Genomic DNA, 17,795 nt, shown 5'->3' with positions numbered 1-17,795 from the left:
CTGTGACTATGCTCTATTTGTGTGGAGAGGCCAGCACCCTCTTGCGAGGGACGGGCAAGGACCGTGCGTAGATGTGCGGAACCCATGGAGACAATCGGCATGGCCGAACTGGATACCTTGATTGCGCGGGACACGCCTTCGAAAGCCGCCTCCCTGGACGGTCTGGAGGACGACGTCTGGCGTCGCGTGGAACAGGCGCAAAACAGGACGCGTGAGCGATCGCTGCGGGTCGCGGCGCTCGGTGTCGCGGCGGTCATCGGCAGCGTGGCCGGTGGCATGACCGCGCCGACCGTCGAAACCGGTCACAGTGAACTGTCGATCTTCAGCCCCCGCATGGCCGCAACACCCCTGGGTGTGCGGAGCACCCTCGGATGAGCGGGCTGAAGTCCACACTGGTCACAGCGGTGCTGGCGGCCGCCGTAGGCGCGGCCGCGGCCTGGGGTGCGATGACCGTGCAGGCGCGGCAGGACCGACCTGCGGACCTCCACCACCTCGTTCACCAAAGACTGGATCTGAGCCCGGAACAGGATCGACGCCTGGACGAGATCGAAGCCGCGTTTGCCGAGCGGCGCGCGCCCCTGGAAGCGGAGGTTCGGCAGGCCAATGCCGAACTGTCGGCCGCGATTGCTGCCAGTCAGGGAGACACGCCCGAGGTGCAGGCCGCCGTCGATCACTTCCACACCGCCATGGGTGACCTCCAGATGGCGACGATCCGTCATGTCTTCGAAATGCGAGCTGTGCTGACGCCCCGGCAGGCGGAGGAGTTCGACCGTGCCGTGGTCGAGACCCTGCGCGCCGACGCCGACTGACACGGGCGTGGGGGCTGGCGACACCGACGAAGGCCAGGCCGCCCTCGGAGACCGGGCGGCGTTTTCGCGCCTGATGACGGCGACGAAGGGGGAGCTGTACCGGTTCGTCAGCCGCTATGTCGGCGACCCGGACGAGGCTCTGGATCTGACCCAGGAAACCTATGCCGCCGCCTGGTTGTCGATCCGTCGATATGACCCCGATCGGCCGTTCGCAGCCTGGCTGCGCACCATTGCCCTCAACAAGTGCCGGGACTGGAGCCGTCGTCGCCGCGTGCGCCGGTTGGTGAGGGGCGTCATGGGGCTCGACGCCCCGGAGGCCATGACGGTGGGCGACCCGACGCCGGGCATCGAGGACCGGATGGATGACCGGCGGCGGGTGGAGCGCCTGAACCGCGCCTTGAACGAACTGCCCGACGGTCAGCGCGCGCCGCTGCTGCTCGCGGTTCTGGAAAGCCGGTCTCATGCCGAGATCGGCCGGATACTGGGGCTGTCGTCCAAGGCGGTCGAACTGAGGATCGCGCGCGCCCGGAAAGCCTTGCTGGAGCGCGTCGGCCCATCTGAATGAGCCCCTGCGACCAGCCGTCGCGAGGGGCAGGCGCGGTTCTGGCGTAAGGCTTCATCAGACAGATGGGCCCAGACAGACGCATGAGATCGATTCAAACTGACCGTCGCGCCCTGCTGCGCGGCTTCGCAGGCGGCGCGGGGCTTTTTGCCGCCCAGGGGCTGATGCCGGCATGGGCCCGGAGCGGGTCAGCGGGATTAAGGGCAGACCTGCCCACTCTCGACGGCCCGAACGTGCGGCTGACCGTCGGCCATTCTCCCTTCACGGTCGGCGGTCAGGCCGGCCATGCCATTACCGTCAACGGCACCCTGCCGGCCCCGCTGATCCGGCTGCGCGAAGGCCAGACCGCCCGCCTGTCCGTGACCAACACCCTGGACGAGGACACATCGATCCACTGGCACGGCGTCCTGCTGCCCTTCCACATGGACGGCGTGCCGGGCGTCAGCTTCCCCGGCATCCGGCCGGGCGAGACCTTCCAGTACGAGTTCCCGGTCATCCAGTCGGGCACCTTCTGGTACCACAGCCACTCCAATCTTCAGGAGGCCATGGGCCACTACGGGCCGCTGATCATCGATCCTGCGGGGGCCGATCCGGTCGCCTACGACCGCGAGCACGTCATCGTCCTGTCCGACTGGAGCTTCCTGCACCCGCACGAAATCCTGGACCGACTGAAGAAGAGCCCCGGCTATTTCAACCAGTCGCGCACCACCCTCTCGGGCCTCGTGTCCGGCGAGGACGGCCTGTCGCTGGAAGAGCGCCGCATGTGGGGCCAGATGCGGATGGACCCGCGCGACATCGCCGACGTCAACGGCACGACCTACACCTATCTGGTCAACGGCCATGGTCCGGCCGAGAACTGGACCGGCCTGTTCCGGCCCGGCGAGCGGGTGCGGCTGCGGGTGATCAACGCCTCGGCCATGTCGATCTTCAATGTGCGCATCCCGGGTCTGGCCATGACCGTGGTCAATGCCGACGGCGAGAATGTGCGCCCCGTCGAGACCGACGAGTTCCAGATCTCGGTGGCCGAGACCTATGACGTCGTCGTCCGTCCGACCGAGGACCGCGCCTATACCCTGGTCGCCGAGTCCGTCGACCGCTCCGGCATGGCCCGCGCGACGCTGGCGCCCCGCATGGGCATGACGGCCGAGGTCCCGCCGCTGCGCGAGGTGCCGACCCTGACCATGCGCGACATGGGCATGGGCGGAATGGCGGGGATGGACCATTCGGCCATGGGCCACGGAACGGATCATGCCGCGATGGGCCACGGCGAGCCTGCCGCCGCTGCGATGGACCATGGCTCCATGGATCACGACATGCGCAACCCGGACAATGCACCCGCCGACATGGCCGTCGGCGTCGGGGTCGACATGATCTCGCCCGACCCGGCCAATCGCCTGGGCGAGCGTCCCATGGGGCTGGAGGACGCGCCGCACCGGGTGCTGGTCTATACCGACCTCGTCTCCCTGGCCCCCAACAGGGACCAGAGACCGCCCTCGCGCGCGCTGGAAATCCACCTGACCGGCAATATGGAACGCTTCATGTGGGGCTTCGACGGGCGCAAATTCTCCGAGATCGTCGAGCCGATCCGCTTCGAGCGCAACGAGCGGGTGCGGGTCACCCTGGTCAACGACACCATGATGGCCCACCCCATCCACCTGCACGGCCACTTCTTCGAGCTGGTGACGGGCGGCCCTGCCGGGCATCAGCCGCTCAAGCACACGGTCAATGTCGCGCCGGGGTCCAAGGTGACCTTTGACCTGACGGCCGACGCCCCGGGGGACTGGGCCTTCCACTGCCATATGCTGATGCACATGCATGCGGGGATGTTCAACGTCGTCACCGTCCGCCCGCTGGACGGAGCCGCGTCATGATCCGGCTCCTGATCTGTATGGTACCGCTGTGGCTCGTGGCGGGGGCTGCGACAGCCCAGGATCATGAGCATCACCCGCCAACGGCCCGGACGCCCGCGACCGTCCCGCCGACGGCCGACCCGCATGCCGGGCATGACATGAGCCCGACCCCGCAACCCGTCGACCCACACGCGGGACATGACATGAGCGGACAGGCCGCGGGCCCGCCTGACGTACCGACCAGCGCGGATGATGCGGGACGCCCGCGCCAACCGCCCGCCGCCCTGTCCGGCCCTGCCCATGCGGCCGACGCCATCTGGGGGGCGGATCGGATGGCCGGCGCCCGCGACCTCCTGAGGCGCGAGAACGGCGATGTGCGCGCCACCGCCGTCATCATCGACCGGCTCGAGGTCGGCTTCGACGACGGCCACGAGAGCTGGACCTGGGACGTCGCAGGCTGGACCGGCGGCGACATCAACCGCTTCTGGTGGAAGTCCGAGGCCGAGGGCGACTTCGACGGCGAGATCGAGGGCGAGGTCCAGGCGCTCTACAGCCGCGCCGTCTCGCCCTTCTGGGATGTGCAGGCCGGCGTGCGACAGGACTTTGGCGAGGGCGGCGAGAATCCGACCCACCTCGTGCTCGGCGTCCAGGGCCTGGCCCCCTACTGGTGGGAGGTCGACGCCGCCACCTTCCTGTCGACCGAGGGCGACCTGACCGCACGGGTCGAGGCCGAGTATGACCAGCGCATCACCCAGCGCCTGATCCTCCAGCCGCGCATCGAGGTCGAGGCTTCCGCGTCCGACATCCCTGACCTGGGACTGGGCTCTGGCCTGACCCACGTCGAGGCCGGCCTGCGCCTGCGCTATGAGATCGCCAAGGAGTTCGCGCCCTATGTCGGCGTCGAATGGAGTCGCGACCTCGGCGGCACCGCCGACTTCACCCGCGCGGCGGGCGGCGAGCCCGAGCACACCCGTATCGTCATTGGCCTCAAGGCCTGGTTCTAAGGAGAATACCCATGCGCAAGATCATCCCGGCCGTCGCCATGACCCTGGCCCTGGCAGTTCCCGCATTCGCCCAGGCTGCTGAGGCTTGCTGCTGCTGCAAGCAGGATCCCGCGAATGCACACGCCGGCCACGACGCCCATGGTGCCGACCCCGACCACGCCGCGCACGGTATGGTCACAACTCCGGCAGATGGGGCGATGACCGACGGGTCGCCGGACTGGTTCACCGCCACCTTCCCGCATGCCATGACGCTCACGTCCGTCACCGTGAGCGCTGATGGCCGGCCTGCCATAACGGTTCCCGTGGCGGCCGCCGCCGCGACGACGCGCGTCTCGGCCGATCTGCCGACCCTGGCCCCCGGCAACTATGTGCTGAACTGGACGGCCGAGGGCGCGGACGGCCATGAGATGACGGGCGTCGTCCGTTTCATGGTCCACTGATGCGGGCCCGGCTGAACCGTCGCACGCTTCTGGCCGGCGCCGTGGCGCTGGCCTCGACCGGTCCTGCGGTCGCCCAGGACCGTCGGATGACGGCCTACAAGACGCCCTGGTGCGGTTGCTGCGACGGCTGGGTGGCGCATATGCGCGAGGCGGGCTGGACCGTGGAAGTCATCGAACGCGAAGACCTCGCTCCGATCCGCGCGCGTCAGGGGGTGCCGGATCGCTATGCCGGCTGCCATACCGCCGTCGTCGGCGCCTATGCCATCGAGGGCCATGTTCCGGCCTCCGACGTCGCCCGTCTGCTGAGGGAGCGGCCGCAGGCCGTGGCCCTCGCCGCACCGGGAATGCCCGCCGGATCGCCCGGCATGGAGGCGGCGGGCCGCCAGCCCTACGTCACCCTGCTGATTGACCGCAGGGGTCAGGCCGCCGTCTTCGGCCGCCACAACGGAGCCTGAGCCTCAGGCCGCCTCCCCCTGGATGCGGTCGTCCCTGGGCCCGATCCGGAGCACATTCGCGAACCGCCCGGCGACTGACGGCCCCCGCGGCATGGTCCTAGGTTCGCTGGAAACGGCAAGGGGCGGCCGGTGTGTCCGGCCGCCCCCGCAGTTGGTCCACCGAGGTTCGGGTTACAGGAACCCGTCACCCGACGGCAGTTGATACCAGGTCTCGTCGGCATCCAGGCCCATCGGGTTCGGCAGGTCCGACGACCAGCTTGCCAGGAGGTCCCTCAGGCCCACGCCGGAAGACGCCGGATCAAGCAGGGCGTCCCCATACGGCAGGGCTTCGGTCGGCAGGACCTGCGGTCCCATGCCTTCCCAAACCATCGGCAGGAAGTCATCCGCGTCGACAGGCGACGCCGCGTAGGCCGGATCGGCACCCTCGACCCGCAGCATCAGCCCCGACCACTCACGTCCCGACTCGACCGGGAGCATGGGCAGGAAGGCATCGTCATCCAGCTGGGGAAGGACCTGCGGTCCCGCGTCCTTGAATGCGATGTCCTCACCCGCTCCAGGCAGGACCTGAGCACCCGCATCCTTGGCGGCGAATGCATCCGGCTCGGACGGCAGGACCTGTGCGTCATCACCCTTGTCATCGCCGGCCTCGACGCCCGGCAGGACTTGCGGACCGGACTCCTTGACGTCGCCCTCTCCACCCGTATCGGGCAGCACCTGAGCATCGGTCACGGGCTTGGATGCCATGGCCAGCGGGGCACCCAGGGGCACGATGGCCGCCGGAGCCGGGTCGATCGTCACCGTGATGGTCTGCGGCGCCGTACTGGCCGAAGACCCTGTTTCATCGATGAAGGTCGTCGCGACCACCGTCAGGGTGAACGAGCCCGAGAAGCTGTCCGGAGTATCGATGAGCAGGTTGCCGCCCAGTCCGCTGGCAGGAACCTTCCATCCACCGCTCGCCGCGTCAGCCTCGCCGGAGTTGAAGGTCGAACCTGCGGGGAAGCCCGTGATGATCACATAGGAATCCTCCGCAGCCTCACCGGCTCCCAAGGTCATGGAAATCGGCACGGTCACCTCCTCCCCCTGCTGTCCGGCGGCTTCGGCGATCCGGGCCAGACGCCCGGGGACGAGGCCGAGGAAGGCTTCGAGGGCCGCAGCGCTCTGGGAGGCCGAGTCGAGATAGGCCATCTGGCCACCGTCGGTCGGCGCGACCCCGTCATGGGCTGATTGCACCCCGACGCTGCCGAGCGTTGTCCAGCCGGCGAAGCCGCCTTCGAAGCTCGAGATCGTGCTGCCATTGACCTGCAGGTTATCGACCAGCAGGTGCGAATTCAGCGAACTGTCGTTCACATTCGAGACGCCCACACCAAAGCTGTATTCGCCCGCCTCGGTGGCGGTGAAGGTGAAGGTGTTCCAGCCCGTCGTGCCATAGTCGCCGACGACCTGGACCGAGCCGAGCATATAGGCCGCGCCGTTCACCGAGGCGAAGGCGAAGTCGTTGAACGGCATGTAGTCGTGCGCGACGAAGTCCCAGTCAAACGACACCGTGTCCCCGGCATTGAGCGTGATCGTCGTCTGGATCGCCGATCCAACGGTCGGGCTCAGGACCGTCGACGAACCGACGGCGAGAACCGGCGCATCCGCCACACCGGCGACGTTGATCGTGGTCGAGGCACTGGCCACGCCGCCGTTCCCGTCGGCGACGGTATAGGCGAAGTCGACCGGCCCACTGGCATTGGCGACGGGCGTGTAGGTCAGTGTCCCGTTCGCATTCAGCGTCAGGGTGCCGCCGGCGGTGAGGGCCACTGAGGCGCCGGCCGAAATGGCCTGGCCGTCGATATGCGTGACCGTCAGAGTATCGCCATCCACGTCGCTGTCGTTGGACCGGACGTCGAAGGTGACGGACTGGTCCTCGGTCGCGGCGACCGTGTCTGCGGCGGCCACGGGGCCGTCATTCTCGCCCTCAACAGTGACCGACAGGGTCGTCGTCGAGGATCCGCCGTCGTCGGTGACCGTATAGGTCACAGAGGTCGTCGCCGACTCCCCGGCCCCGAGATGATCGAAGTCATCGTCGGCACTGAAGGTGTAGCTGCCGTCGGACTGGAGGATGAACTCGCCGCCGTTCGAGCCGTCGACTTCCTGGCCCACGAGTCCGGCATCGCCGTCCACCGCCGTGATGAACACATCGGCATCCGCGGCGATCCGCAGATTGTCGATGAGACCGCCGACTCCGTCGTTGGCACCGGCCGGTTCCTGGAAGGTGATGATGTCCGAGCCACTGCCGATGAAGGTCACGGTGAAGGTGGAGAAGGTCGTCGAGGGCGGCGTGAACACACCCAGCGAGACACCGTTGACGAAGAACTCGACCTGGTTGCTGACGGACGAGGTGCCGTTGCGCTGCGCCAGGTCGAACGCCAGCGTATATTCGCGGCCGACATCCGTGGTCAGATTGCTGCTGTAGGCGTCCCGGCCACCGCCGTTGTCCAGTTCGAGGAAGGCGATGCCGTCGCTTGCGATGTTGCCGAGGAAGCCGGTGCCCCAGACCTCGAACGAGCCCTGGACGGACGTCCAGCCCGGCAGGCTGCCGGGATAGTCGATACCACCCGGGCCGACCTGGTGGCCGTCCTCGAAGCTGCCGTTGACCAGCACATTGCCGCTGTCGCCGGTTGAGCCGGTGACGACATCATTGAGCACAACATTGCCCGAAGCCTCGCCGTTCTGGGAGACCGTGACGCTGTCAGGATTGGCCGTCGGAGCCTCGAGCTGTCCATCGACGGTGATGGTGACCGTCGTGGTTGAGGTCGCCCCGCCGGCGTCGGTCACCACATAGGTGAAGGTGTCGGTCAGCTGCTGGCCACGGCTCAGCGCCTGGAGTTCGGTCGACGAGCCGGGGTCGTACACGACGTCGCCGGCGGCGTTGATCGATACGGAGGCGCCGCGCGCCGACACGGTCGAGACCGAGGAGATCTCCAGGGTGTCGCCGTCGAGGTCGACGTCATTCGCCGTCAGGCTTTCAGCCGTCAAAACAAGGGCCGTGTCCTCATCGGTGGACGCGGTGTCGGGCTGGCTGACCGGGGCGTCATTGGTCGGAGTGAGGTCGACCTCGACCGTGGCCGTCGTCGCCCCGCCAACGCCGTCGCTGACGGTATAGGAGAACGACTGCAGGCCATTCGCGTTCGCGCCCGGCGTATAGGTGAGGGTGCCGTCCGCGTTGAGACGCACACTCGCACCGCCACCCAGGGATACCGTCCCGTCCACGGCGATGTTGACGCCGTTGACATGGGTGACCGCCAGCGTCTCGCCATCGACATCCGTGTCGTTCGCCAGAACGTCGATGATGACCGACGTGTCCTCGGCCCCGACGATGGAGTCGACCGTCGCGACGGGCGCATCGTTGGCGCCGGCGACCCGCACGGTCACCGTGCTGGGCTCGGACACGGCGCCATGGGCGTCGGTGGCGGTATAGGTGAAGGTCACCGAGCGGGACTCGCCCTGGGCCAGATCCTGGAAGTCATCACCCGGAGAGAAGCTGAACGTGCCGTCGCCGTTGTTGATGACACTGCCTTCCGAAGGCGCCGAGGTGATGGTGTAGGTCAGGCTGGTGGCGTCATCATCGCTGTCGACGTCGTCGCCGACGAAGGATCCGGTCACGGCGGGACCGTCTTCATAGGCCCCCGAACCGCCACCGCTGCCGCCGTTCGGCGTGAATTCCGCGTCCCACGACATGTCGACGCCGGTCAGCGTCACGGACGCGAAGTTCAGATAGCCGTCACCATCGGTGTCCCCGAGGTTCTGCAGATAGGTCGCAGAACCGTTGTTGAGCGACGGCAGCACGATATCCAGGTCGCCGTCACCGTCCACGTCACCGACCGCCAGACCGTAGCTGTAGGTGCCGCTGCCGCCGAGCGCGCTCCGGACGGTGAAATCGACCAGTCCGTCGCCGTCGGCGTCACCGTTGTTGTACGCGATCCTGACGTCACCGTAGCTCGCGTCGGAAGTGACCACGTCCAGGTCGCCGTCGCCGTCGATATCGATCAGCTCGCTCTCCATGGTGGTGCCGCCGGTCCCGATCTCGAACGTACGGAATTCGATGTCGCCGTCGCCGTCGGTGTCGCCGTCGTTGATGTAGACGACCTCGTTCAGGCCGTTCCAGCGCGAGAGCACAAAGTCGAGATCGCCGTCTCCGTCGACGTCGCCGGTATCAATGCCCATGTCTGCGTAGTTGTAGACACTCGCGGTGAGCGGCTGGACCAGATAGTTGATGGCGCCGTCGCCATCCGTGTCGCCCTGGTTCAGGAACAGTTCCGAGACGCCGTAATAGCTGGCGACCAGCACGTCCACGCGACCGTCGCCGTTCATGTCTGCCGTGGTCAGGCCGTACGAATACTGCTGGCCACTGGTGTACAGGCTGGTCTGGCTGAAGTCGTTGATCAGGCCATCGCCATTGGAATCGCCCGTGTTCAGCAGCTGCACCAGGCCGTTGTACGACGAGGTCACGACGTCCAGTCGCCCGTCTCCGTCCAGGTCCGCGAGCGCCACATCATATCCATTGAAGCCCGACGCGATCACGGTGCGGGTGAAGTTGGCAACCCCGTCGCCGTCCGTATCCCCGACGTTGGTGAAGGCGCTGATGCCCAGGTCACTGGCCACAACGACATCCACGTCGCCGTCGCCGTCGATGTCCCCGACAGCAAGCCCGTAATTCCCGGAGTAGCTGTAGTTGTCCGTACCGTATTCCAGATCGGCATTCGAGCCCGGCGCGTCCGGAACCCCGTCATTATTGCTATCGACCAGCGAGAAAATGACCTGGCCGTTATTCTCGTCTGAATAGTAATAGTAGTTGTAGTAGCCGCCGAACACGAGCGGGAAGCCGGCACCGACAGACGTTCCACCCATTTCGACGTCACTGGTTACAGGCGCATCGTTGGTTCCGGTCACCGTGATCGTCACCGAACCCGGCGTAGAGGCGCCGTGCGCATCCGTCGCCTCGTAGCCGAAGGTGATCTCGCGGGTCTCGCCCGAGGCGAGGTTCTGGAAGTCGGCGCCGGGATCGAAGGAGAAGGTGCCGTTGCCGTTGTTGACGACACTGCCTTCGGCCGGGTTTGACGTAATGGTGTAGGACAGGCTTCCGGCGTCGTCATCGCTGTCCACATCATCGGCCGAGAAGGCCGCCGTAACAGGAGCGCCGTCCTCCATGGCGTCCGCAGTCACGCCCTCCACGACAGGCGCGTCATTGGTCCCGCGGATCACCACGGTCACAGTCTCGCTGACGACCCCGCCGTTGCCGTCATCGACGCTCACGACATAGCTCTGGGTCAGGGTCTCGCCTGCGGCCAGGGTCTGGATCGCGGCGTTGTCGACGGAAAACTGCCAGGCAAGGGAGCCGGCACCGTCTCCGGAGGAGTCATCGGTCAGCGAGACGCTGAAGTCTCCGAGATAGCCGGCCGCAGCGGCGGCGCTCGCCACGGTGTGGCTGTCCAGAAGGTCGACATCGGCGAACGCGAAGGTTCCGGACGTCGAGAGCACCGCATCCTCGGTCACGACGCCTTCGGTCACAGCCGCCGTGATAACCGGCGCGTCATTGGTCCCGACGATGGTGACATTGACCAGCTGCTGGGTGGTGCCGCCATTGCCGTCATCAAGGGTGATGACGTAGCGCTGCAGCAGGGACTGGCCTTCGGCCAGGTAGGCCAGCTCCGAGTCCGGGGCAGAGAAGGTCCAGGTGATTTCACCCGGGCCGTCGCCGGTGGCGCTGTCGGTGATCACCGCCGTGAAGGATCCGAGGTAGCCCTCACCTTCGGCCTCGGCGCTGACCTGGTGTCCGTCGATGAGATCCACATCGTCAAAGGTGATGGTGCCCGAAACGCTGTCGGTCACGCCCTCGACAACCTGGCCGAGCGAGAAGGCCGAAGTGATCACCGGGCCGTCGTTCTCGCCGGTCAGGGTGATGGTGACGTCCTGGGTCGCGATGCCGCCCTCGCCGTCATCCACGCTGACCGTATAGGTCTGGGTGCGGGTCTCGCCCGCGGCAAGGAACTGAACGGCAGCGTTGGCCACCGAGAAGGTCCAGCCAATGGCGCCCGTGCCGTCGCCCGTCGAAGGGTCGGAAACCGAGGCCACAAGGGTGCCCAGATATCCCTCACCCCCAGCCGTAACGCTCACCTCGTGATCGTCCGCAAGGTCCACGTCCGCGAAGGAAATCGTGCCACTGTCGGTCAGCTGCAGGTTCTGGCTGTCGATGCTCATCTGCAGGGTATAGGGGCCGGACGACTGGGCGCCGCCGCCGTCCCAGTTTCTGACGACGACGTAGAAGGCGCCGCCCGTCTCCGAGACGAACTGCAGGAAGGAGTCCTGCGACGCCAGCGATCCGGAGCCGCCCGCGCCCACCGGCGCGTCGTCATTGAAGTTCATCAGATTGCCGGCGGCGTCGTAGATGAACACGAACGAGTCGAGCCCGAAGCCTGCGGGATAGCCCGGAAACTGGCCCTCGCCGAAGCCGGCTGCGAAATCGATGTCGAGGGTCAGCAGTTCGCCAGCCGCGAGGTCGATGCGGAACACATCCTGGGCGCCCGGGGCTGCGACCGATCCCTCGATCGACAGGGACGGATCCGAAGCGTCGCCAAGGTTTGCGTTGGGGGCGATGCGGAACAGTCCGCGATCAATCACCTGCGCCGTCGCGAAGGTGTCGTTGCTTTCGGCCTCGGCCAGTACCGGCGTCGTCTCGGCCTGCGGTGCCACCACAGGGCTGGTTTCGGTCACGCCTCCGCTCGCATCCGCTGCCGTAACAACCGGCGCGTCATTGGTGCCCGTGATCGTCACCGTGACCGTCTGGCTGACCGCGCCACCGTTCCCGTCACTGATGGTGACGACATAGGTCTGGGTCAGGGTCTCGCCGGCGGCCAGGAACTGGATTGCAGCCGGGTCGACGTCGAAATTCCAGGTCACCGAACCGGCGCCGTCACCGGCGCCGTCGTCCACCATGCTTGCCGAGAAGGTGCCCAGATAGCCATCGTCGCCGGCCTCGCTGGTGACCGTGTGGCCGTCAGAGAGGTCTGCGTCCGAGAAATCGATCACGCCGGTCACGGACGATACCGAATCCTCCGTCACAGCGCCCTCCGAGACGACGGCCTCGAGCACCGGCGCATCGTTCGAGCCCGTGATGGTCACGGTGACGGTGGCGGTCCGGACGTCGCCGTCCGAGTCGGTGACGGTATAGGTAAAGGTGTCCGTCGCCGTCTCGCCGACCGCCAGATACTGCCAGTGCGATGCATCCGGAGTGTAGGTGAAGCTGGCCGTATCGGCCGATGCCGGCGCGCCGCTGGTGCGGACCAGGCTGACGGTGCCATGTTCCGGCTGGGTGTTGGTCAGGGTGGCGATCAGGTCCGGGACACTGTCATTGGCCAGCACGTCGACCGACACCGAGGCCGTGTCCTCGCCGGCCGTCATGACGTCATCGACCAGCGTCACCGCCTCGTCGCGCGGGTCCATCTCCACTCCATCCACGATGATGCGGATGTTCTCGAACTTCGACGCGATCAGGCCGAAGGAGAAGGTGAAGTTCTTGTTGTTGGCCTGGCCGTTGACCGGGTGGGTCACCTCGTCAAGAAAGGCCAGGTACCGCGCAATGTCCGCCTGCACGGCCGGGCTCTGCCACTCGGCGCGCGTCATGACCAGTTGCAGTGTGTCGATGTGCGACCCGCCGTCGTAAACGTCCGTCGACCCGACGTTCTCGCTCAGGTCGTAGATCAGCAGATCATTGCCCGAGTCGCCGCTCACCGTGTCGTTGCCCGCACCGCCGTCCAGCACGTCATTGCCGGCGCCGCCACCGATCCGGTCATTGCCACCCCGCCCGTGGATCAGGTCGTCGCGCGCCCCTCCGTTCAGATGGTCGTTGCCGGCCGTGCCGGTGATGGTGTCGTTGCCCGATTTTCCGTTGGCAGCCATGGCTTGCAGTCCCTTGCGATCACGATTTGCGGTACCGAACAGGCAGGAGCGGTCACCTCGACCGCAACCGGACGTCGCCGCCCGCGAAGGGCGGCGCCACCGCGCCGACACTGCTGTTCCTTACCCCCCACATCGCTCCGGGATCGAAGCGACCATGCCGCCCCCACTCAACTTGAAGTGAGGTTCAGGGGACGGAACAGACGCAACGGTAAACGAGTTCTTGACCGCGAAATATGACTGTCCGTCTCAGAGTCGGCAGGTGGCCCCGAAAAAATGGCGCCATTTCTCCTTTTTGGAGAACATCTTAGTTACTCGACCACCGGTCACAGAACCTTGCTCAGCACACGCCTCTTCCGGTAAGTTCGATTCGTTGCGGGCATCGCCTCTCGCATAGAGTGTGTTCCTCGCGAGGCGGTCAGAGGGTGTATGTCTGCTACCGCTCGACCGGGCCTCGCCCGATGGAACGTCTCTGCCGCCGACGATCCCGACGCGGTGGATCGATACCGCGAAGGGCTCTCCAGCCTGTACGAGGCGTCCGACCTCGGCGCGGACCCACTGATCGGGTTCTTCACCGACAACACCATCTATGAGTTCGGCAATATCGTGCTCTCGCGCGGCCGGTCCATCGAACAGACGTTGACGCGCGGACCGGAGGAGATCCGGCGCTCCGGGCTGGATAGTGTGACGCTTCTGCTCGATTTTGCCGGCATGGAGGGCGACATTGACGGCCTGAGCGTCAATGGCCGACCCGGCACGGTGCACGTCCGTCATCAGAACCGGCCGTCACGGGCGCGCGTGGCCGCCGTGGATGTGATCACGATCACCCTGCCTCGCGAGGCCGCTCCGAACTGGCTTCTGGATCCGCGCCTGCACGGGGCCAGCATCGGCAGCGGACCGGCCATCGGTCGTGTCCTGATCAACCACATGTCAGCTCTGTCGAGCACCGCACCGGCACTGGGGCTGGATCGCGGACTCGACTCGATCCACGCAGCGTTGGTGCTGGCGGAAAAGGCCTTCCGGAACTCCGGTCGTCTGTCATCGGATCAAACCCGAGCGGTCTACGGCAGCATACGGGCCGCAGCGACACAGCACATTGATCGCAATCTGACCGAGCCGGACCTGGGCATACAGCAGTTGACGCGCGCCATCGGCGTCTCGCGCGCAACCCTGTTCCGGGCATTCTCCGAAAGCGGCGGCATCACCCGGCACATCACCCACCTGCGCCTTCAGCGCGCCCGCTCGGCCCTGCTTGCCCGCCGCGGTCGGAGTCCGTCGGTCGCCGAGATCGCCCACCGGCACGGGTTTGCCAGCGAGGCGCACTTCAGTCGCCTTTTCAAGCGGAGCTACGGCGAACCCCCCGGCGCGGTTCGACCGCACCCGATGTCGCAGACGCCTGCGCACAGTGATGACATCCGCTACGACCTGCTGCTGGGCTGGATGAAGGGCGGGCCGGACTGAGGCGTGCGTCCTGCCTTAGGTCTTCTCGCCATCGACAGCGTGCCGGCGGCACATGGCCTTGCCGCCAGTGTTGAAAGACATATCGTCGAGGTGCCAGCACAGCGGCGGCGGTGGACGACGTCATCGTCGTCCTGGGAGGCGCGCTTGCGATCTCGACCGACGGCGACACGTTTACGGTTGGGCCTGGCGAGACGCGGAGGCATGAGAGCCGGGCGCTGCGCGGAGCCAAACCGCCGCCCCGTAAACCGGCTGCCCCGTCAGCTGTGCCGGCTGGGTGCGTCGAGAACCTTGCGCAGCGACGCTTCGATCTTGCCGCCGCTCCAGCTGTCGCCGTAGCGGGACCTCGACCGTTCCGCCAAGGCAGCGAGCGGCGGCAGGGCACCCACCCTGCGGGACAGGGCGGCGGTCATCGGGGCAGCCTCTGTTATAATGTCATCGAGAGCCTGGAACCGGTCGCCCATCGTGTTCCAGAGCGTCGCCGTGACGATGTCCGCCAGCCCCGGCTTGGATCCCCCCAGCAGAAATCCGGAGGTCCTCTTCAGTCCGTGACGCCGGCCCGTCTCCTCCCACAGAGACAGCCATTTCCTGAGACGCGGCTCGAACTCCGCCCATCGCTCGTCAGTCCACATCTGGCGGCCCCCATCCAGCGTGAGTTCGTCGATCACATCATTGGCGTCATTCACGACCTTGAGCGTCATGGCGCGGGCTTCCGGCGTGTCAGGCAGAAGATCGAGCGTCTCGCCGAGGTAAGCGAGGATTGCGGGCATCTGTGAGAGGGTGACCTTGTTTGCCGTGTCGAAAAGAACGGGCGGCCCCATGAATGGCACGGGCATCTCGCGCACTGACCCATTCATCAGCCGGGAAATCTCCTCGCTGTCGGGCTCCGTCCAGGCCTTGCCCGCGAAGGCGAGAGCCGCGCGCACGAACTCACCTCGGAAGGGGAGTGGCCAGTAATAGAGGGTGTAGTCGGTCATCGCGAACGGTCCCTTGCGTCTTGACCGGTCAACGCGCGTGGGCAGCTGATGTTCAGGCTGAGGCCGGCATCTCGAAGAGGTCAAGATGATCCGAAGTGCGGCGTGGCCAGGATCAGCGACGCGATGCCCGACCTGTGCTCAGCGCAGACGAGGTTTCGTTGGACTGCCAGCCCCAACCGGGTCTCTATGCCTGGTTTTTCCGATGGGTACCGTCCGGTTCCGCCGACTGCATGGTCTGGACCTGACCGTCGAGCCGTCCATTGACGGCCGCTTCGGCCAGCAGCCGGGCGACGTCCGCACGCGACGCCGATGCGGTCTTGTCCACTGCCTCTCCCAGAACAGGCTCTCCCCCCGGCCCGTCGTCGGTCAGGGCGACCGGACGGAGGATGGCGTAGGTCAGGCCCGACCTCTTGAGGTGCTCGTCAGCCACATGTTTGGCCTTGAGGTAATGGGCCAGGTCGCCCGTGGGGTTCGCCTGATCCGCCCCGACCGAACTCAGCATCACAAACCGGTTCACACCGGCTTGCTGCGCCAGATCGATCAGGCGTCTGGCGCCGTCGCGGTCGACCGCGTCCGTCATTTCGGGACTGGAAGAACCGCCCGCGCCTGCCGCGAAGACCACCGCGTCCATGCCCGCACACACATCATCCGGCAGATCGGTCAGGTCGGCCTGTCGCAGGTGCACTCCGGACGGAAGCGCGGAGGTGTCTGACTCCTCCCGGACCAGGGCGGTCGGCTCAGCCCCCCGGGCCAGGAGATGGCGAACGAGGTGCAGACCCGTCTTGCCCGTGGCACCAGCGACGAGGATGGACATAGTCATGGGGAAATCCTTTCAGGGGAGAGATGCGGCGATCCGATCGCCAGGCCGGGCGGCGGCATCAGGAATTGGCTATGGTTGGTTCCGGGGTACGCCAGCTCAGGGGAGGAAGATCGCCTTCACGTTGACGAACTCCTTCAGGCCAAAGCCGCCGTGTTCGCGGCCGTAGCCGGAGTCCTTGACCCCGCCGAAGGGCATGTTCGGGTCGGCGGCGCCGAAGCCGTTGATGCGGACCATGCCGGTATCGAACCGGTCGCGGGCCAGGCGGAAGGCGCGGTCCGCGTCAGCCGAGAAGATTCCGCCGCCCAGGCCATAGCGGCTGTCGTTCGCCAGCTGGATTGCGTGTTCGTCGTCGCGGGCCCGGATGACCGAGGCGACCGGCCCGAAGATCTCGTCGTCATAGGCGGGCATGCCCGGGGTGACATCGCCCAGCACCGTCGCGGGATAATAGGCGCCCTTGCGATCCGGCACCTTGCCGCCGCACAGGATTTTCGCGCCCTTCGCGACGCTCTTCTCGACCTGATCGCGGACGGTCTCGAACTGGTCCTGGCTGGACAGCGGACCCAGCTCGCAATCCTCGTCCAAGGGATCGCCCAGGGTGACGGCCTCCATCTGCGCCACGAACGCCTCGACGAACCGGTCATAGACGGCTCCCGTCACGATGAAGCGCTTGGCCGAGACACAGGTCTCGCCGTTGTTGTAGAGCCGCCCCATGACCGAAAATTTGACGGCCGTCTCGATGTCGGCGTCCTCCAGCACCAGATAGGCGTCGTTCGACCCCAGCTCGAGCACGGTCTTCTTCAGCGCCTTCCCGGCCACGGACGCGACGTGGCGCCCCGCGCCGTCGCTGCCGGTCAGGGTCACCCCCCGCACCAGCTCATGTTCGATCAGGGCGTCGCTGGTCTCATGGTCGATCACCACGACCTGGAACAGGTCTTCGGGCAGGCCCGCCGCAATGCAGAGCTCGCGCAGGCGCAGGGCCGACCCGGTGCAGATGCTGGCATGCTTCAGGACACAGCCGTTGCCGGCCATCACCGCCGAGGCCAGCACGCGGACGGGCTGGTAGAAGGGGAAGTTCCACGGCTGGATCGAATAGATGACGCCGATCGGCTGATAGCTGACGACACCGCGCTGGCCGTCGCTACCGTAGGTGCGTTCCTCGTCCGCCAGCGCCGCAGGGCCCTTATCGGCCGCATAGTCAAAGATGGCCGCGCAAATCTCGACCTCGGTCAGACCATCCTTGAACAGCTTGCCGGTCTCGCGCGTCATGAGGGTGGCCAGGTCCTCGGCCTCGTCGCGCAGCCTGCCGGCGATCGCCTTCAGCACCTTTGCCCGCTCCGAATGGTTCGTCTTGCGCCACTCCAGAAACGCCGTGTGACAGGCTTCGAGACGCCGGGTCGCCTTCGCCTCGGTCATGACATCATAGGTCTCGAGTTCCTGCTCTGTCGCGGGGTTTACGGTCGTGATGGTCGGCATGGGGGTCCT

12 protein-coding genes are annotated in these 17,795 nt (G+C 66.5%); 8 read left to right on the top strand and 4 right to left on the bottom strand.

The genetic code is table 11. The features are described from left to right. The first annotated feature begins 99 nt into the window (after positions 1-99). The 7 genes from V7672_RS11665 to V7672_RS11635 all read left to right on the top strand — a co-directional run bounded on the left by V7672_RS11665 (position 100) and on the right by V7672_RS11635 (position 5,120). The gene (locus V7672_RS11665; RefSeq protein WP_335624758.1) at positions 100-375 is read left to right on the top strand and encodes a hypothetical protein; all 276 of its coding nucleotides are present in this window, start codon (positions 100-102) and stop codon (positions 373-375) included. After that, a complete protein-coding gene (locus V7672_RS11660) occupies positions 372-809 on the top strand; it encodes a Spy/CpxP family protein refolding chaperone (protein ID WP_335624757.1) in 438 nt (145 codons plus the stop codon). Before V7672_RS11665 ends, V7672_RS11660 begins: the two co-directional genes overlap by 4 nt. 7 nt (positions 810-816) lie before the next feature. After that, complete coding sequence (locus V7672_RS11655; RefSeq protein ID WP_335624756.1) at positions 817-1,374, top strand: RNA polymerase sigma factor; 558 nt, start codon at positions 817-819, stop codon at positions 1,372-1,374. Positions 1,375-1,454: 80 nt separating this feature from the next. Next, complete coding sequence (locus tag V7672_RS11650) at positions 1,455-3,242, top strand: copper resistance system multicopper oxidase (protein ID WP_335624755.1); 1,788 nt, start codon at positions 1,455-1,457, stop codon at positions 3,240-3,242. Between the two features lie 182 nt (positions 3,243-3,424). Then, the gene (locus tag V7672_RS11645) at positions 3,425-4,225 is read left to right on the top strand and encodes a copper resistance protein B (RefSeq protein WP_442889339.1); all 801 of its coding nucleotides are present in this window, start codon (positions 3,425-3,427) and stop codon (positions 4,223-4,225) included. Positions 4,226-4,236: 11 nt separating this feature from the next. Beyond that, positions 4,237-4,665, top strand: a complete 429-nt coding sequence (locus V7672_RS11640; protein ID WP_335624753.1) for a copper resistance protein CopC — start codon at positions 4,237-4,239, stop codon at positions 4,663-4,665. After that, on the top strand, positions 4,665-5,120 hold the full coding sequence (locus tag V7672_RS11635) for a DUF411 domain-containing protein (RefSeq protein ID WP_335624752.1): 456 nt from the start codon (positions 4,665-4,667) through the stop codon (positions 5,118-5,120). Before V7672_RS11640 ends, V7672_RS11635 begins: the two co-directional genes overlap by 1 nt. 171 nt (positions 5,121-5,291) lie before the next feature. Here the strand turns inward: V7672_RS11635 and V7672_RS11630 are convergent, their stop codons facing one another. Continuing rightward, a complete protein-coding gene (locus V7672_RS11630; protein ID WP_335624751.1) occupies positions 5,292-13,061 on the bottom strand; it encodes an Ig-like domain-containing protein in 7,770 nt (2,589 codons plus the stop codon). A 426-nt stretch (positions 13,062-13,487) separates the two neighbouring features. Here V7672_RS11630 and V7672_RS11625 point away from each other — a divergent pair, with 426 nt between their 5' ends. Next, positions 13,488-14,519 carry a helix-turn-helix transcriptional regulator gene (locus tag V7672_RS11625; protein ID WP_335624750.1) on the top strand — a complete coding sequence of 344 codons (1,032 nt, stop codon included), beginning with the start codon at positions 13,488-13,490 and terminating at the stop codon, positions 14,517-14,519. A gap of 257 nt (positions 14,520-14,776) precedes the next feature. On the opposite strand, the gene V7672_RS11620 is transcribed toward V7672_RS11625, so the two are convergent. From V7672_RS11620 to V7672_RS11610, 3 genes are all read right to left on the bottom strand, one after another. After that, the gene (locus V7672_RS11620) at positions 14,777-15,493 is read right to left on the bottom strand and encodes a glutathione S-transferase (protein ID WP_335624749.1); all 717 of its coding nucleotides are present in this window, start codon (positions 15,491-15,493) and stop codon (positions 14,777-14,779) included. 184 nt (positions 15,494-15,677) lie between these two features. Continuing rightward, entirely contained in the window at positions 15,678-16,313 is a 636-nt protein-coding gene (locus V7672_RS11615) for an SDR family oxidoreductase (RefSeq protein ID WP_335624748.1), read from the bottom strand. 96 nt (positions 16,314-16,409) lie between these two features. Further along, positions 16,410-17,786: an NAD-dependent succinate-semialdehyde dehydrogenase gene (locus tag V7672_RS11610; RefSeq protein WP_335624747.1), complete on the bottom strand. Its 1,377-nt coding sequence runs from the start codon at positions 17,784-17,786 to the stop codon at positions 16,410-16,412. Positions 17,787-17,795 lie beyond the last annotated feature (9 nt).

Origin of the sequence: Brevundimonas sp. (assembly GCF_036963785.1) — a bacterium.
GTDB lineage: Bacteria > Pseudomonadota > Alphaproteobacteria > Caulobacterales > Caulobacteraceae > Brevundimonas.
Note: the sequence above shows the minus strand (reverse complement) of the source record. Positions and strands in the feature narration are given on the sequence as shown.

What these genes read in the sequence shown, in the direction of transcription:
- V7672_RS11640 (WP_335624753.1), top strand. Translation starts at nt 4,237, where the DNA reads ATGCGCAAGATCATCCCGGCCGTCGCCATGACCCTGGCCCTGGCAGTT.
- V7672_RS11610 (WP_335624747.1), bottom strand. Translation starts at nt 17,786, where the DNA reads ATGCCGACCATCACGACCGTAAACCCCGCGACAGAGCAGGAACTCGAG.
- V7672_RS11645 (WP_442889339.1), top strand. Translation starts at nt 3,425, where the DNA reads ATGAGCGGACAGGCCGCGGGCCCGCCTGACGTACCGACCAGCGCGGAT.
- V7672_RS11665 (WP_335624758.1), top strand. Translation starts at nt 100, where the DNA reads ATGGCCGAACTGGATACCTTGATTGCGCGGGACACGCCTTCGAAAGCC.
- V7672_RS11620 (WP_335624749.1), bottom strand. Translation starts at nt 15,493, where the DNA reads ATGACCGACTACACCCTCTATTACTGGCCACTCCCCTTCCGAGGTGAG.
- V7672_RS11625 (WP_335624750.1), top strand. Translation starts at nt 13,488, where the DNA reads ATGTCTGCTACCGCTCGACCGGGCCTCGCCCGATGGAACGTCTCTGCC.
- V7672_RS11650 (WP_335624755.1), top strand. Translation starts at nt 1,455, where the DNA reads ATGAGATCGATTCAAACTGACCGTCGCGCCCTGCTGCGCGGCTTCGCA.
- V7672_RS11660 (WP_335624757.1), top strand. Translation starts at nt 372, where the DNA reads ATGAGCGGGCTGAAGTCCACACTGGTCACAGCGGTGCTGGCGGCCGCC.
- V7672_RS11630 (WP_335624751.1), bottom strand. Translation starts at nt 13,061, where the DNA reads ATGGCTGCCAACGGAAAATCGGGCAACGACACCATCACCGGCACGGCC.
- V7672_RS11635 (WP_335624752.1), top strand. Translation starts at nt 4,665, where the DNA reads ATGCGGGCCCGGCTGAACCGTCGCACGCTTCTGGCCGGCGCCGTGGCG.
- V7672_RS11615 (WP_335624748.1), bottom strand. Translation starts at nt 16,313, where the DNA reads ATGACTATGTCCATCCTCGTCGCTGGTGCCACGGGCAAGACGGGTCTG.